Origin of the sequence: Acidiphilium iwatense, assembly GCF_021556475.1 — a bacterium.
Taxonomy (GTDB): domain Bacteria; phylum Pseudomonadota; class Alphaproteobacteria; order Acetobacterales; family Acetobacteraceae; genus Acidiphilium; species Acidiphilium iwatense.
On record NZ_JAKGBZ010000059.1, the window covers coordinates 1 to 14936 of the forward strand.

The window sequence follows — 14936 nt, forward strand, 5'->3', positions numbered from 1 at the left end:
CGTCTCGGGGCATCACCAAACCCCCCGCCACGTCCTGACATTATGTTGCGTGGAAGCCGTCGATCGCCTGCGGCACAAAGCCCAACCGCAGATCCGCAACATAACTTTCGCCGCAACATGTTCCTGCCAATGCCCGGCCGCCCCCTTGCCGGTGTCGCCGCCGCTCAGCCGTACAAACAAAGACCGCCCCGGCGTGTTATGAACATCCCCCACCAGCCAATAACGCCCCTCGCGCCGCCCGGCCGGCAGATAATACCGGCACACAGCCTCGGCTTTCCGCGCCAGCATCTGTGCCAGCTCGACCACCGGCATGGAAAAATCAGGCTTGGGCATTGTTGCCCCTCCATCGCTACAGATTGCTCCAAATCCGGCTCCACCCTCGGCGTTCGGCCGAACAGCGTAGCCTATCGCCCCGCCCTGCTCATGCGCTACTTCCGAATCGGAAGTGCGCCTTCGCCCTCTCACCGGCACGGGTGACAAGTGGCCAGTGGCCAGTGGCCAGTGGCCAGTGGTATCGGTTTCCCGCGAGGCTGCGGACATTCCGTCCCTTCGGCGCCTGCAGAATACCGTCCCACGCAAAATGGGCCGTCCCGTTGTCGGATCCGGCCCATCCGCATTGGTCACGGTGTTTCGTAGATCGTTCCGGGCATCCTTCTACCCGCCCTCCTGCCCGGCTATGTCGGCAAGACAATCCGACAGAAACTCCGTGGTCGAGCAGGCTTTGATGGCATCAGCGGTGATGAACAGCGCCATGCCGCCAAACCCGTCGGCGCGCATTTTTGAACAGGTGAACGCCGTCGTCACGGTGATATAGCGCAGCTTGGTGGAACGCCGCACGACATCCTGGAGAATCACCTCCCACGACACGCCGCTCATATCCAGTTCAATTGATGTATCATCCGCAGCGACGTTTTTGAATTTTTCTTCCACATAGTCCCGCACTTGGCTATCACTGCCGCGGGCTTCATCCAGCGCCGCGCTGAGTTCGGCACGATTGACCCAGATCAGATCCGACGGCCCTTGCCAGGAATGGAAATAGGTTCCGTCGCCATCCGAGTTCGCATCGAACATATGCGAGAGCAACAACAGCTCCAGCTTCGTCATGTCCCCGTTCGGGATGACCTCCGGGATCACGGTCGGTGAAAAATAATCCGCCATGTCAGCCTCCAGACATGCAAAACCCGGCACAGGGCCGGGTTCTGGGTTGAAAGAGATGGATGGTAAAAGCCGACGCTCAGGCAGCATCGACTTCAAAAGGATCAAGCAGCTTGTGCAGCGTCGTGGCCCGTCCCATCCAGGGTTCGGGCCGGATGGCTTTGATCCAATCCGCAAAGCCCGGTATGAAGCCGAAATCTTCACGAACGTGCTGCTCGCCGATCAGACGCACAGGTACGACGCGCCCCGTCGAGATCGTTATGACATGGCCGAAAAATCTCTCCGCCATAAAAATGCCCTCGGCGTGATGGCGAAGTGCTCGATGCCGAAAATCCGATGAGATCATCTTGCTCTCATCAAACCAAGAATGCAGTGGCAGAAAATCTTCCGCCGTGCCGCCCCATTTTTTTGCCGAGGATATGGCGTGATGGTAGGGATGTGCCATTGCCGCCTCCTCAAAATTCATGGGAATAATTTTCGGTGGCGGTATAACGCTCATTATAATCGAGCGTGATGCTGCCCGCCGTTACGTCGAAGGTAAAATCGCCATAGGCGCCATCATTATTCTCCCAGCCGCAATGGGTCTGCGCCAGAAAATCATAGGATAGCGCCTCGATGGCCTCGCGTACCGTGTGGGTCTGGCGCTCGATGTCAGGGCTATCCCAGGCCGGGCGGAAAAGCTCGATCCGCTCATCCGGCAATTCCGCGGCAACATCGCCACTCTGGGCCGTGATGTCCTCAATCTGACCGCTATCGCCATAGCCATCGAAATTCACGATCACGGCGGTGATGCCATGTTCCGCCAGAATACCGAACAGCGCTTTCTTGTTGCCGTCGAGCACGGCCGACGCGCGCTCACGATAGGCGCGCTCCTTTTGTTCCCATGAAGCCAAAAATGCATCGGGACTGGCAGGCGGTTGCTGACCAAGTGCCGGGTTGTGATGGTCTGACATGATCTGTCTCCAGAAATGCAAAACCCGGCACGAAGCCGGGTTTTGATGGGTTGGGAGTGGGATAAAGACGTTGAAGGAAGGGAGCCGAGGCGGCCTTTGGGCCGCCTCGGGGAGCGTGGCGATTATTCCGCCGCGATCTCGTGCGGCCCGGGCTGTTCATAATGTTCGGCGGCGGGAAGATCGGCTGCCTCAGCCCCCTCGCCGGTCACATCCGCGCTGTCATCAACGGCGGCACCATGCGTGGCCAATGCCGCGGCGTCTGCCGGCATCACTATGGTTTCCACGCCTTTTGTGCGCAGCGGTTCGGGCAGCCAGCCGGTGCCCGCCAGCGCCTGCGCGGCGGCTTCCGCCATGTCGGTCTTCTTGAGGTGTTCCAGCCGTTGCGCGGCTTGCTCACCCTTGGCTTCGCGTACGGCCTCGAGGATGCCGGGCCTTCGTCACCCGGCCGAGGTAATTGTCCACATTCGGCGCCCACCCGGTTGCAGTCAGATCGAGCCCCAGAATTTCCGCCAGCCGCCCGGCATGCGCCTGTGCGCGGGGGCGGCGGTTATAGGCATCATGCGTGGCATTCAACGTCAGTGCCACGCAATGCGCGAACAGGGCCTCGCGGCTATCGCTGTCGAACCCAGACAGAATATCCCACAGCTCTGCTGCATCTTCGGGCAATTGCGCCGCCCAAGCCTCGTGCCGGGCGTCAATGCGTTCGGCCAAAGCCGTATCGCCCAAACCCGGGGCCTGGGCGCCAAACATGACGCTCTTGGCCTCAACCTCCAGGCAGGATTCGGCGCCATAGCGATAGAACAGCCGCAAGCACAGCGCGTGCAGCAGCGCCAGATAGGCGATGCCGGGCTCGTTGCCCAACGCCTCGCGCAGCGCCAGCGTGCGATAAGCGGTGAGTTCCGTCAGCAGCCGGTCAGGCAAGGGCTTGAGCCCATCTTCCTCTTCGGGTTCGGCCTCAGCTTCCGCTCCGCCGCCAATATGGGCGGTGATCACTCTGGAATCCGCGCGGCCGGGCTCGATGCCATCTTCTGCGCCGTACCCATCCTGCCCCTGCGCGCTGCCCTCACCTGCCAAGGCCGCCGCATCGGCTTCCTCAACCACCGGCGGCTCATCTTCGGGCCGGACATAGCCGCGTTCCACCCGCAGCTGGCCGCTGCCATCGATGCTGACAAAGACGCCCGCCATGGCGATCTCGGCGGGGTCGTACACCGGCGGGCGCTGGGTCAGCACGTCGATCTCCGCTTCGATCTCGGAAAGCCGTTGGTCTACGTCATCGGAGACTTCATCTGCTTCAGCGGCCTCTTCCTCGATCCGCTCCGCCTCGGCCCGTAGCGTCTCGACCTGGGCGATCTCGTCTTCCGTCAGCGGACGGCGCGTGCCCGGAATGCGCCGCAGGCCGTAGCCGTGGCCATATGGGAACTCGGAAGCCTGCTCGACCCATTTCCAGCCCTCGGCACGGATCGCATCGGCATCGCGCTCCAGCTTCTCCGCCACCACGCGGGCCAGAAGCCCGGCATCCTGCAGCCAACCGCCATCATCCTGCTGGAACAGATCGCGCATCACCGCCCCGCCGGCCGCAACATACTCTTCGCCGGCATATTGCGCCCGCTTGTCGGAGGCGCGCACCGCGCCTTCGGTCAGCATCCGGCGGATCTGGTAGGGCTCTTTGTTGTAGGAACGCTGCACCGCCTCCCACACCTGCTCCTGGCGCTCATGGTCCGGGCTAACCGAGAAGGCCATCAGTTGCTCCAACGTCATCTCATCCTCGGCGTAGATGTCCAGCAGCCGGGGCGAGACGGCGGCCAAGCGCAGCCTCTGCTTCACCACCGAGACGGCGACGAAGAACACCGCGGCGATCTCCTCTTCGCTCTGCCCTTTCTCGCGCAGCGCTTGAAACGCCCGGAACTGATCCAGCGGATGCAACGGCGCGCGCTGCACATTCTCCGCCAGGCTGTCTTCCTCGGCGATGCCCTCGGTGCGCACGACGCACGGGATAGGCGCGGTCTTGGCCAGACGCTTTTGCCGTACCAGCAATTCCAGCGCCCGGTAGCGCCGCCCGCCGGCGGGGATTTCGAACAGACCGGTCTCAGCCCCCTTATCATCGAGCACCGGCCGCACGGTGATGCTCTGCAACAAGGTCCGCCGGGCGATATCCGCCGCCAGCTCCTCGATCGAGACGCCCGCCTTCACCCGGCGGACATTGGCTTGGCTCAGCACCAGCCGGTCGAAGGGGATGTCGCGCGAGGCGCTCAGCGTGATTTTCTGAACGGTTTTCGTGGTTTTACCCATGGGACAAACTCCATGACGGGCGGCCCGGAGCCACTCTCCGCGCCCACCACCCGTCACCAAGCGCCCAGCCGCCCTTTCCCTCGGCTGCCCGGCCCCGTGAAAAAAGCCGTGGACCGGAAACCCGGCCCACGGCTTGCGTACGTCCCTATCTCAACCCTCAAACGACCAAGCGTTGTTCACCCCACCCGGTCGAGCAGTTGCTTGGCTTTGCCCTCCAGTTCCAGCCTGGCATCCTGGTGCGGGCGCGAGCGCGCCAAAGCGGTGATGCCCTGCACAAAGTCGAAGACGCTCTCCGGCGGGTGGCCTTCCTCCTCCAGCACGGTGGCGATGATCTTTGCCGTCTCGCCTTTGCTGAAGCCGCGCTTGCGCAAGAAGCCTTCACGTTCATCGTCGGCACGCGCGACGATCTGCTCCCGCGCCGCCTTGATGCCGGCGACGAACGGCGCCGGCGAGGAGGTGGCAAAGCGCCGCAATGCCGGGGCGGCTTCCTGGGCAAAACGCTGGGTCGCGAATTTGCTATGCCTTATGCTGATCTGCTGGAAATTTTCTGTGCCCCAGAGGCATCTGTTGGCGCACACGGCGCGCAGATAGAAGGAGGCGATGCCCAGCGTCTTCGAGCCGACCTCGCTGTTCCAGCAATAAAACCCCCTGAAAAACAGATCGGGATCGCCATTGGACAGCCGCCCCGCCTCGATCGGGTGGGTGTCATCGACCAAAAACAAGAACACATCCCTGTCGCTGGCATAGAGCGTGGTGGTCTCCTTCGTCACATCCACATAGGGGTTATGGGTCATGGTCGACCAATCCAGCACGCCGGGCACCTTCCAGGCGGTATCGCCGGTACCGTTCCCGGCGATACGCATCACCGCCGCCACCAGCTCATGGTCCCAGATACGGCCATAATCCGGCCCGGTGACGGCGCGCAGTTCCACGCGCCCGTCATCGGTTTCCAGGGTCTTGACCAGTTCGGTGCGGTGGTTGAGCAGCCCGTGCTGTAGATTGATCCCGGCCAAGGGTGCGGGCAGTTCGCGCAAATAGCCGGCCGGAGCGCCAACGAGCCCGCAAAGCTGGCCAAAGCTCCAATGGGTCGGGGCTACCAGCCGCTCCTGCCCCGGCACGATCAGCCCCAGCCGTTCGCCATCGTCGCGCCGGGCCTCCACCCGAATCGCCCGGCTCTCCACCGTCCTGGCCTCGGCCCGGTCCGCCCGCGCGCGCACCGCCTGGTACAAATCCGGCAGCGACAGAAACCGCTCATCGTCGGGACGCGAAAACCATTCCGACGACACCCGGCCCAGCCACTCCCCGCGGCTGACATCGACCTTGAACCCTACAGAACCAGCACGGCCGTCATTGGACCCTATAGCCGCCACAGCGGCAGATGCATTGATATCCATGGCAATTCTCCATGACAGGCTTCGGAAGACACTCTCCCGAACCAAAACCCGTCATGAAAAATCCGGCAAAACTCTGCCTCTCAACCCCCATCGATGCCGATGCCCCCCCGCCTTCGGCGGCGCTGTTGGAACGATTATACAAATTGATCTCGAAACACGTACGACCGTGACTTTCCGCCTGTCCACCTCCCGTTGATCAAAATCGCGTCAAAGCATTCCGCTTTCGGCGACGACGGGCCGGGAGCGGAATGGCGGGTTTGGAACATGAAGCCTACAAAGCAGACGCTGGTCATGTAGGGGGCGCTCGCTCCGCCGAGACGAAATCCAGGAAATCCTTGATGTTGTCTTTTGGGGCGACAATTGACGCGTAAGCATCCAGTTTCAATGAATAGGCCGCAAGCAGGTCCATACACAAAAATTCAAGCACACGTCTCCCGCCGTGATTGTCGGTAGCCAGGGAGTCAGCTGTGAGTGTCGATAAGGTGCCGTGAAGTATCCGGGATCTGCTTTCTACGATTGCCTTTACAACGTCTTTCACCTTCCGGTTGCTTCCAGACGGATATGGGCATTCAGGCGAGAGGCCATAGAAGGATGAAAATGCGGCTTCGAGACGAGAGCCGCTATTTTTAGAACTCGCAGCCGAAAGAAGCACTTCTATTGAGGTTTCTAGCTTTGTAACGGCCACGGTGTCGAGAGGCTCCGTAAGCCCCTCATGGAGCCAGTAGGCGGCATCGCTCCAGCTCTGATCCAGCTTGGGCAACACAGCGTTATCAGTGATATAGGCTCTGACGCGGTTCCCAATCGACACCAGCATAGGCGCAGATCTCGATAGATATTGATCAAATGCGCCTGCGGAAAAGCCAAGTCCCGGATCGCGCCGTTGCGAACCAAAACGGGCATTGCCGCCAACCTTCTTGACGCTGCCGATTGTGCTCGGCAGTGTTCGATCCGTAAGGCGAGCCATACTCCGAGAATAATAGGACGGGATCGCTATTTGGACAGCAGTGAGAGCGAGGTCGATGGCAATATTAGCCCGTTCCAATCCAGATAATTCGTCGAAGCCTTCGACAGTTACATCGGCAACCCAATAGGCAGACTGATTTTGCATGAATTTTAGTAGCGGTCCGTAGGACATCTCTAAGAGATCTCCTGCCGAAAAGCTTTCGCGCTTGATCAGGTCATCCTTGCTGTAGAACTCTACCGGCCCAATAGAGAATGAGGAGGCATGCTCGGGAATAATTCGGCAAGGAATGCAATGTGTGCAGGCGACGGTTTTGTTCATGAAGACCCGCCTTACTTCCTGTTCAACAGTCACGACATCATTCAGTGCTGGTATCGAGGCAAGGCGATCCTGAAAGATAGATACAATGGCCAGAGCGATTATCACAGCCAGCCTCTCGGGTCTTGTGCCGCGCCTATAAGCTGGCTCGTCCCTCCTGAGAATCGAGGTCAGTTCGATGAGAGAAGTGACACCGCTTTGCTTGAAGCCGCGGGCTTCTCCAGTACGAAGCCAATCCATTGCAAAGACGATTTCGTACTTTTTTAGCCACTGCTGCACCTGGTCATTAATGAGCATGGCCTCAGGCACAGGCGTTATGACCAAATTTCGTAATGTACTTTCAACCAGATCCCGCTTTTGCCCCTCAATAGATGGATTCATTACTCTTCTCGGATTGTGATAATTTACTAAAGTCTAGCATATATCTCTTGTTGTAATTTTTATCTCTCCTCGCCAGCCACAGCGAATGTCCGCCTCCAAGCTGACGAGGGGAGCCATTCAAAGACCGGCACGGGCGCGTTCTTTCCGTCCAATAATTTGGACAACTGGGCCGGGAACGGGCGGGCGGCTTTGGCCGTGGATATCGGACAAACGAGATTATCCAATGCTAGCGATAACTGAGACATCAAAACCGAATTGGGCGGACTACATGAATCGAGCGAGGGCTACGTAGCACTATATGTTGCGTCGACGTTGGCCCTGGTGTATATTTATGGTAATGGCTTCTTGCGTTGAGCGCCTATGCGGCCGGGGCAACCGGTGAGCATGGGGCAAGATGCAGCGTCGGGGCGCAAGTCTCGATCGAGCGGAACGGGCCTCAGGGCACCTTCGCTGAGGACAGACCTGACCTGTCCGGGACGACACTAGCCGTAGCCTTAACCTTACGAGGGACCTGTTGGACGGCTGGCAGCCTTTATTTATCGGGCGGGGAGGGGCGGGGGTCGCGGCGCTTGCCCTTAAAGCCAAAAACGCTAGGCTTCTAAGGGAGAACGAGTAATGCGAACCACATGCAAAAACGTGCCATCGTGGCACGGAGTCGGCAAGGCGGCCGCAGGGCAGCTTTGACGATCATGTCTCTTGCGTTGAGCGCCTATGCGGCCGGGGCAACCGGTGAGCATGGGGCAAGATGCAGCGTCGGGGCGCAAGTCTCGATCGAGCGGAACGGGCCTCAGGGCACCTTCGCTGAGGACAGACCAGCTTGCCGGACGGGGGGTTAGCCAACAGGCCCTAACGCAGTCAATGAAATCGAAGCTCACACTCCAAGTCAGGCGCGCGAAGACGTTACGAGAAGCTTGGTTGGCTATCCGACGAAACGCACGCACCTCCAAATCGGAAGATACAAAAAAGGAGGTTGCGGCATTCGAGGCAAAATCAGACACCAATCTAAAGCGACTTAGTGCAGAGCTCCGGAAAGGAACTTTTGCTTTTCCGCCCGCAAAGGGCGTCAAAATTCCAAAAGACAAAAGGGATAAGTCGAACTTCCGCCCCCTTGTCGTAGCCAGGGTAGAATCTCGTATCGTTCAAAGAGCAATACATGATGTCCTGGTGACGGTTCCAGAAATTGAACGGTTTATAAGGACCCCTTATAGTTTTGGTGGTATAAAGCAAAGGGAGAAAGAAACAACCGCAGTCCCAGCTGCCGTTGAGTCCGTTCTAGACGCGATCGGAAACGGGGCGAAGTTTATGGTGAAGTCTGATATATCAGGATTTTTCACCAAAATTCCCAAATCTTCCGTTATTGGACTTGTCTCAAAGGCGGTAAACGATGACGACTTTATGGCTCTGTTTTCGAAAGCCATTGCCGTCGAACTAGAAAATATGGCTCAACTTCGTGAGGCAGCAAAGGCCTTCCCAATCGAGGATATAGGTGTGGCGCAAGGCAACTCGCTTTCGCCGCTGCTAGGAAATATTCTGCTTTACGATTTTGATCGCGAGTTGAATAAAGACCCAGACGTTAGATGCATTCGCTACATCGATGATTTTATTATCTTAGGCCCCTCGCAGCAGGTTGTAGAAAATAAATACGCAAAAGCGCTTCACCTCCTAAAACAGATGGGAATGAATACTTCCCAATCCAAAACAAAGAAATCTAAGACTGACCACGTGTTTAATTTTCTAGGTATTGAGTTTGCGAATGGTCTCTTGCGGCCTGCTGTTGGCTCGAGGATGAAGATGATTAATTCTATAGATAAAGCCCTGCTCGACAGCATGGCCGCATTTCGGCAAGGGAGAACCACAAAAGAGATTGATCAGTCGATGTCTTTGCTGAAGACCCTCACCAGGGTGAGTGGTATAATGAGAGGGTGGGTCAAGCATTATCGGTTCTGTAATGATGGCGACTGCCTGCGACGTCTTGATAATACAATTTCTGAACGAATTACTAAGTATCTAGGCGCATATAGTAGCGAGCGAAAAAACTCTGATGATGCCATGCGTTGGAAACTGCTTGGTATAGAGGCAACAGCTCAAATCGAGCGCTTTCCTTTTCCTTGGCCTGCCAATAAAGGCGCCGCCATTGTCCCGATAGGTTTGCCTCCGGAGGACAGTGACCCAGACGATCTCCCCTGGAATGAGGAGTAGATGCTGCACTTGATAAACCGGACTATCGAGCGAGCGTAGGATGCCTGCCCTTTGGCATTGGACCAACTATGTCCGCTTTGTGAGCATTGCTGAATTATGATCTACGTCTCCAAAGGGCGCTATGCCGTCATCACAAACCTCCCTGGGCATCACCTGCCCGCTCCCCTTCGGTATGGCCATGGCCCAAGCCCGTCTTCTGTCATGATACAGCCGCACAAAATCCGACTCGACTCTCAGGCTGAGTTGTGGATTCAATGTTCTTGCTATGTTCTCGTCCGCTCACCACGCTATCGCCACTACATTTCCGGCCTTTCTGCGCGCCTGCCCAGCCGTGCATGAGTTCCGCGCGCCGATGGGCACGGCGGCACATGCGGGTCTGGCGGCATTACTGCTGGGGATCGTCTGGGGAGAGCGTCCGGCTCTATGGGTGAGCGCGGCACCAGACTGGTATCCGCCAGGGCTGGCTTGGGCGGGAGTTGATCCTGGTTGCTACCTGTTTGCTCAGGCGGAGGACGATGCCGAAGCGTTGGGCTCGGCCGAAGTGGCTTTGCACGGCGGTATGGCGGGGGTCGTAGCATGCGAAGCCCTTTCGCGGCTGGCCGGCAAACGCCTGGCGCTGGCGGCAAAACAAGGCGGCGGGTTGGGGCTGGTGCTGCGCCACGCCCCCGCCCGGACGCGGGAGGATTCCACCGCTTTTGCCTCACGCTGGATGGTGCACCCGGCACCAGGTGGCCCCCATGCACCAAAGCTGCGGGCGGAGCTGCTCTACGCCAAGGGGGCCATGCCGGGGACGTATCTGTTTGCGCTGAAGGAGGGATGGGATGCAGAAGCGCCGCTTTCTCTCCCTGGCCTGCGCCGGGCCGGATGATCTGGCGAAGCTGGCACTCTGGTGCCAGGCTTTTACACCGCTCACCGCCCCCGACCCGCCTGACGGGGTGATGCTGGACATCACCGGCTGCGCGCATCTGTTTGGCGGGGAGGCTGGGTTGATAGCCCGGCTGGTGGCACGGCTGCCGGGTGCCCGGATGGCGATTGCGGATACGGCCGCCGCCGCCTGGGGGCTGGCGCGTTATGGCAAGCCGGGCGGTTCTGATATTTTGCCCCTGCCTTTGGCGGCCTTGCGGCTGGCGCCGGACCCCATCGCCCGGCTGCGCCGTATCGGCGTCCGCACCATCGGGCAGCTCGCGCGTCTGCCACGTGCCGGGCTGGTGGCGGGCTATGGACAGGCCCCCGCCTTGCGCTTGGCCCAGGCGGTGGGTGAAGCGCCCGAGATCATCCGCTTCATCACCCCGCCGCCGGAATGGCGGGAGGCAGAGCCGTATATGGACCCTCTGCTGCTGCCCGCGCAGTTGCAGGCGGCGCTGCGCAGGCTGACCACCAAACTCTGCGCGCGCCTGACCGCGGCCACACTGGGGGCGACCGCGCTCACCGCCCGGTTCTATCGGGTGGATCGCGCCTGTCCGGCAATCCATCTCGCCTTTGCCGCCCCCTGCCGGGATGAGATGCAAATCGCCAAATTGCTGATCGAAAAATTGGCGCGGGAGATCGATCCGGGCTTTGGCATCGAGGCCATCGCACTGGAGGCGACGGCGACCGAGCCTCTGCCCCTGGAACAACAGGACATGGGCGCAAAAACCCCCGATTACGCCCGGCCGCTAAACACGTTGCTCAACCGTCTGGGTCCCGAGAAACTCTGGCGGGCGGCGCCGCATTCCTCGCATATCCCGGAATTCGCCGTACAAAGAATGGCCGTGAAGGCCCGGCCCATGGTGTGGCCCACGCCGCATCACCCCCGCCCCATTCGTTTGCTCACCCCGCCTGTACCGATCACCGCCATCGCCCCGGTGCCCGATGATCCGCCAGTGCAATTTACCTGGGATGGACAAGCCCATCGGCTGCGCTGGGCGACGGGGCCGGAGCGTATCGCGCGGGATTGGTGGGCGCACCCCTTTGACCCCACCCGGCCAGAATTGGAGAAGATCCGGGATTATTATCAGGTGGAAGATATGGAAGGGGCCCGCTTCTGGCTGTTCCGCGCCGGGTTGCATGAAGGGGTGGCCACACCGCGTTGGTATCTGCACGGGTTGTTCGCCTGATGTATGCGGAACTGCTCTGCCAAAGCGCCTTCTCCTTCCTGGAAGGCGCCTCGCATCCGCAAAGCCTGGTGGAGCAGGCCAAGGCGCTGGGGCATGAGGCGATCGGCATTGCCGATCGCAATACCGTGGCCGGGGTGGTGCGCGCCTATGTCGCGGCAAAGGCCGCCGGGCTGCGCCTGCTGGCGGGCAGCCGGCTGGTGCTGGAGGATGCTCCAGACCTGGTCTGCTACCCTTCTGATCGCGCGGCCTGGGCACGGCTCTGCCGGTTGCTGAGCCTGGGCAAGGCCCACGCGCCCAAAGGCGAATGCCGGCTCCGGTTCGCGGATGTTCTGGCCCATGCCGAAGGACAAATTTTCATCGCCGTGCCGCCGCCGGTGTTGGATGATGCGTTCACCGCCTGGCTACGCTTGGCCGCCGCAAATTTACGCGGGCAGCTTTATGTGGCGGCGGTGCGCCGTTACGCGCCGGACGATCTGGAACGGCTCACCACCCTGCAAAACCTCTTACAAGCCAACGGCCTACATCTCGTCGCGGCGAATGACGTGCTCTACCACCGCGCTTCCATCCGGGAATTGCAGGACGTGATGCGCTGCATCCGCCAGGGCTGCACCATCGAGCAGGCTGGGTTTCTGCTGGAGCCGCATGGCGAGCGGCACCTCAAATCCTCTGCCGAGATGGCCAGGCTGTTTTACAGATTTCCAGAGGCGCTCAGCCGCCAGCAGGAGATTTTGCAACGGTTGGATTTCTCGCTGGACCAGATTTCCTATGAATACCCCGATGAACCCGTACCGCCGGGCCTGACACCGGATGAGCATCTGGCCAATCTGGTGCGAAGCGGCGCGGCTTGGCGCTACCCCGCTGGCGTGCCGGAGAAGGTACGAGCCTTGCTGGACAAGGAACTGTCCATCATCGCCCAGCTGAATTATGCGCGCTACTTCCTCACCGTGCATGACATCGTCCGCTATGCGCGGGAACAAAAAATCCTCTGCCAGGGGCGCGGCTCAGCGGCCAATTCGGCGGTGTGCTACGCGCTGGGTATCACCGCCGTGGACCCTGCCGAGAGCGATCTGCTGTTCGAGCGTTTCGTTTCCGCCGAGCGGGGCGATCCGCCGGATATCGATGTGGATTTCGAGCATGAGCGGCGCGAGGAGGTCATCCAGTATCTTTACGCCCGTTATGGCCGCAACCGGGCCGCCATCGCCGCCACGGTGATCCATTACCGCCCGCGTTCCGCCATCCGCGAGGTGGCGAAGGTGCTGGGCCTGCCCGAAGCCACCGCCGCGACATTGGCGGCGCAGACCTGGAACCCCGGCGACGAGTTATGGGGCGCGGACACGCTACGCGAGGCCGGGCTGGACCCGGACGAGCCGCGCCTTAAACGCGCGCTGATCATCGCGCGCGATCTGGTGGGGCTGCCGCGTCATCTCTCCCAGCATGTCGGCGGTTTCGTGCTCACCAAGGGGCGGCTGGATGAGAGCGTGCCCATCGGCCCCGCCGCCATGGCGGACCGCAGCTTCATCGAATGGGACAAGGACGACATCGACGCGCTCAAAATGATGAAGGTGGACGTATTGGCGCTGGGCATGCTCACCTGCATCCGCAAATGCTTTGCGCTGCTCGGCATCCATGATCTGGCGGACATCCCGCTCGAGGACAAAGCCACTTACGACATGCTCTCACGCGGTGATTCGATCGGCGTGTTCCAGGTGGAAAGCCGCGCGCAGATGAACATGCTGCCGCGCCTGAAGCCGCAAAAATTCTATGACCTCGTCATCGAGGTTGCTATCGTGCGGCCCGGCCCAATCCAGGGGGATATGGTGCATCCATATTTGCGCCGCCGCCAGGGCAAGGAGGCGGTAAGCTACCCGGCGCGCACAGGCGGCTTGCCGAATGAGCTGGAAGAGATTTTGGCCAAAACCTTGGGCGTGCCGTTGTTCCAGGAACAGGCCATGAAGATCGCCATGGTGGCGGCGGAATTCACGCCCGAGGAAGCCAACGGCTTGCGCCGGGCCATGGCGACGTTCCGCAATCTCGGCACCATCGACAAATTCAGAACCATGATGGTCGGGCGCATGGTGCGGCGCGGCTATGAGCAAGGCTTTGCCGAGGCATGTTTCCGGCAGATCGAAGGATTTGGCGCCTATGGATTTCCCGAGAGCCATGCGGCGAGTTTCGCCAAGCTGGTTTATGTCTCCGCCTGGCTCAAATGCCACCACCCGGCAGCCTTTGCGGCAGCACTCATCAACGCCCAGCCGATGGGGTTCTACGCCCCGGCGCAGATCATCCGCGATGCGCGCGAGCATGGGGTGGATGTGTTGCCGGTGGATGTGAATGCCTCCGCCTGGGACTGCACATTGGAAGGCGGCGCGTTGCGGCTGGGCTTGCGGCTGGTGGACGGGTTCCAGCAAGGCTGGGCCACGCAACTGGCCGGGCGACGGTTTACCAGCATCGAAGACCTGAATCTGCCCAAAGCCGCTTTGGAAGCTTTGGCCGCTTCCGAGGCGCTGGCCAGCCTGACCTCCGGCCGCCGCGACGCGCTCTGGCAGGTGGCAGTGCGCCAAACTGGCTCGGCGCTGATCGCACCAAGCCCAGCACCGCAAGCCGAACTGCCTTTAATGAGTGCTGGCGAAGAGGTGGTGGCGGATTATCGCAGCTTTGGCCTCAGCTTGCGCGCCCACCCCTGCGCGCTGCTGCGCGACAAGCTGACGCAAGCCCGGGCTGTTACCTGCAGGCAAGCCACCCAGGCCCGGAACGGAACAAAGCTCCGCCTGGGCGGGGTGGTAATCGTCCGCCAGCGCCCCGGCACGGCCAAGGGAACGGTGTTCATTACCATCGAGGATGAGACCGGCATCGCCAACCTCATTGTCTGGCCTTCGCTGGTGCAAAGCCTGCGGCAACAAATCCTCGGCGCCACGCTGCTCATCGCCGAGGGGCGGCTGCAACACTCGGAGGAAGGTGTGACCCACATCACCGTCGAGCGTCTGGCTGACCGTTCCGGCTGGATCACCGGACTCGATGGGCCGGACGCCACCCAGCCCCCAAACCGGCGCCCCGGCCATCCGCGCCAGGTGGCTGTGACAATGGATTCTGGCCCACTTGTGCTGATGAATTCTGGCCCACCTCCCGGGGTTGGACAGGCAGGGCCGCCCCGCGGGGCGGCCCTGCCTGTCAGCGGTTCTTTTTCTCCTTC

At 60.6% G+C, this 14936-nt stretch carries 9 protein-coding genes and 2 pseudogenes; 4 read left to right on the forward strand and 7 right to left on the reverse strand.

Annotated elements, in window-relative coordinates; genetic code table 11:
- Positions 1 to 120 precede the first annotated feature (120 nt).
- The 7 genes and pseudogenes from L2A60_RS17950 to L2A60_RS17980 all read right to left on the reverse strand — a co-directional run.
- Positions 121 to 312: pseudogene (locus tag L2A60_RS17950) on the reverse strand (DNA primase); the annotation flags it as partial.
- A 342-nt stretch (positions 313 to 654) separates the two neighbouring features.
- Positions 655 to 1158, reverse strand: coding sequence for a hypothetical protein (locus tag L2A60_RS17955; RefSeq protein WP_235705821.1), 504 nt, complete (start codon positions 1156 to 1158; stop codon positions 655 to 657).
- Positions 1159 to 1234: 76 nt separating this feature from the next.
- Positions 1235 to 1600: a DUF6915 family protein gene (locus tag L2A60_RS17960; protein WP_235705822.1), complete on the reverse strand. Its 366-nt coding sequence runs from the start codon at positions 1598 to 1600 to the stop codon at positions 1235 to 1237.
- 10 nt (positions 1601 to 1610) lie between these two features.
- On the reverse strand, positions 1611 to 2108 hold the full coding sequence (locus L2A60_RS17965; RefSeq protein ID WP_235705823.1) for a DUF6878 family protein: 498 nt from the start codon (positions 2106 to 2108) through the stop codon (positions 1611 to 1613).
- Positions 2109 to 2230: 122 nt separating this feature from the next.
- Positions 2231 to 4397 (reverse strand): annotated as a pseudogene (locus L2A60_RS17970) (ParB/RepB/Spo0J family partition protein).
- 176 nt (positions 4398 to 4573) lie between these two features.
- Positions 4574 to 5791, reverse strand: coding sequence for a DUF932 domain-containing protein (locus L2A60_RS17975; RefSeq protein ID WP_235705824.1), 1218 nt, complete (start codon positions 5789 to 5791; stop codon positions 4574 to 4576).
- A 289-nt stretch (positions 5792 to 6080) separates the two neighbouring features.
- On the reverse strand, positions 6081 to 7451 hold the full coding sequence (locus L2A60_RS17980) for a hypothetical protein (protein WP_235705825.1): 1371 nt from the start codon (positions 7449 to 7451) through the stop codon (positions 6081 to 6083).
- Positions 7452 to 8366: 915 nt separating this feature from the next.
- Here L2A60_RS17980 and L2A60_RS17985 point away from each other — a divergent pair.
- The 4 genes from L2A60_RS17985 to L2A60_RS18000 form a co-directional block, all read left to right on the forward strand.
- Positions 8367 to 9650: a reverse transcriptase domain-containing protein gene (locus tag L2A60_RS17985; protein WP_235705826.1), complete on the forward strand. Its 1284-nt coding sequence runs from the start codon at positions 8367 to 8369 to the stop codon at positions 9648 to 9650.
- A gap of 265 nt (positions 9651 to 9915) precedes the next feature.
- Positions 9916 to 10518, forward strand: a complete 603-nt coding sequence (locus tag L2A60_RS17990; protein ID WP_235705827.1) for a hypothetical protein — start codon at positions 9916 to 9918, stop codon at positions 10516 to 10518.
- The gene (locus tag L2A60_RS17995) at positions 10472 to 11746 is read left to right on the forward strand and encodes a Y-family DNA polymerase (RefSeq protein WP_235705828.1); all 1275 of its coding nucleotides are present in this window, start codon (positions 10472 to 10474) and stop codon (positions 11744 to 11746) included. The genes L2A60_RS17990 and L2A60_RS17995 overlap by 47 nt, the downstream gene beginning before the upstream one ends.
- Positions 11746 to 14936, forward strand: a 3191-nt coding sequence (locus tag L2A60_RS18000; protein WP_235705829.1) for an error-prone DNA polymerase, incomplete at its 3' end; no start/stop codon positions are given. The genes L2A60_RS17995 and L2A60_RS18000, both read left to right, overlap by 1 nt.

What these genes read in the sequence shown, in the direction of transcription:
- L2A60_RS17955 (WP_235705821.1), bottom strand. Translation starts at nt 1,158, where the DNA reads ATGGCGGATTATTTTTCACCGACCGTGATCCCGGAGGTCATCCCGAAC.
- L2A60_RS17960 (WP_235705822.1), bottom strand. Translation starts at nt 1,600, where the DNA reads ATGGCACATCCCTACCATCACGCCATATCCTCGGCAAAAAAATGGGGC.
- L2A60_RS17965 (WP_235705823.1), bottom strand. Translation starts at nt 2,108, where the DNA reads ATGTCAGACCATCACAACCCGGCACTTGGTCAGCAACCGCCTGCCAGT.
- L2A60_RS17975 (WP_235705824.1), bottom strand. Translation starts at nt 5,791, where the DNA reads ATGGATATCAATGCATCTGCCGCTGTGGCGGCTATAGGGTCCAATGAC.
- L2A60_RS17980 (WP_235705825.1), bottom strand. Translation starts at nt 7,451, where the DNA reads ATGAATCCATCTATTGAGGGGCAAAAGCGGGATCTGGTTGAAAGTACA.
- L2A60_RS17990 (WP_235705827.1), top strand. Translation starts at nt 9,916, where the DNA reads ATGTTCTCGTCCGCTCACCACGCTATCGCCACTACATTTCCGGCCTTT.
- L2A60_RS17995 (WP_235705828.1), top strand. Translation starts at nt 10,472, where the DNA reads ATGCAGAAGCGCCGCTTTCTCTCCCTGGCCTGCGCCGGGCCGGATGAT.